Annotated in this window: 2 protein-coding genes; both read right to left on the reverse strand. The window is 47.8% G+C overall.

Annotation, left to right across the window (positions count from 1 at the left end; genetic code table 11):
* Positions 1–773, reverse strand: a 773-nt coding sequence (locus BG32_RS10960; RefSeq protein WP_147434978.1) for an electron transfer flavoprotein subunit alpha/FixB family protein, incomplete at its 3' end; no start/stop codon positions are given.
* Positions 766–1,176, reverse strand: a 411-nt coding sequence (locus tag BG32_RS10965; protein ID WP_409072659.1) for an electron transfer flavoprotein subunit beta/FixA family protein, incomplete at its 5' end; no start/stop codon positions are given. The genes BG32_RS10965 and BG32_RS10960, both read right to left, overlap by 8 nt.

Here is a 1,176-nt window from a genome sequence, read left to right on the forward strand (position 1 = left end):
TGAGCTTCGTGTCCTATCCACTTCGAATCAACGATCTTCCTTGAAGCGCCAACGGTTCCGTTGATCATTTTTGAAAGCCTGAAGATCGGTTCCATGTTTTCAACCTTTCGAAGTCCCATGCCTCCGGCGATTATCACTTCGGCGTCCTGAACTCCCTTCTGCCCCGCTCCTATTGGATGAAACTCGATTAGTTTTGCTTCAGTTTGGGTCAAATCTGGAGTCACTTCAAAGTTAACCAGTTCACTTTTGCTTTCATACGCTTCCTTCAGAGCCGAGAATGTCTTGGGCCTCACGGTGGCCATCTGAGGCCTGTGATTCGGGGTCTTTATCGTCGCCATTATGTTGCCGCCTATGGCAGGTCTTGTCTGAAGAAGATTTCCAGTTTCCTCTTCTATATCTAGGCCGGTGCAATCGGCCGTCAGGCCAGTCTTCAAGAGAGCCGCCAGCCCGGGCATATAGGTTCTGCCTGAAGTTGTGGCCGGTGCAAGTATGATCTCTGGAGCGAACTCTCTTACTATAGAAGCCAGAGTCTTAGTGTATGGTTCGAAATTGAATCTGGAGAAGCTTCTATCCACTGCCAGGATAATTCGATCTGCCCCTCCAGAGAAGAGAGCGTAAGCCGATTCCTCTTCGACAGGCTTGTCGGAAAGAACCACTACAGAAACCGTAAGAGGCCGCTTTATGGATAACTCCCTTGCCTTTCCAAGTAGTTCAAATGTACTTGAGTGAATTTCATTTCCTCTTCTTTCTGCGATTACCAGGAGATCACTCATGGTTCACCTCCAGATAGGGTGCCAACCTCTTTTTTATTTCATCAATTCCGTCTCTGATACTGCTTCCCTCATACATCTCTACCTTCCTAGAGAGCTTCGGGGTTCCTATTCTTACTACCCTTGTGGGTGATCCTTTCAAGCCGATCTCAGATGGATCTAATTCCAGAAAATCGTTGCCGATCCTCTCTACTGATGCGTTTCTCGCGAGTTTCTTTCCATTCAAGGTAGGGAGTCTGGGTTCATTGACATCCTTAGTCACCGAAACAAGCGAAGGTAGGGGTAGCTTCCATATTTCCTTTCCGTCTTCCACTTCGCGTTCGATTGTAATGCCCGATTCATCTAGCTCAGCTATTCTAGAAACATATGTAGCAACGGGAATACCCAGCATAGCACCGGTTTCGGG

Origin of the sequence: Mesotoga sp. HF07.pep.5.2.highcov (assembly GCF_003666285.1) — a bacterium.
GTDB classification, from domain to species: Bacteria; Thermotogota; Thermotogae; order Petrotogales; family Kosmotogaceae; genus Mesotoga; species Mesotoga prima.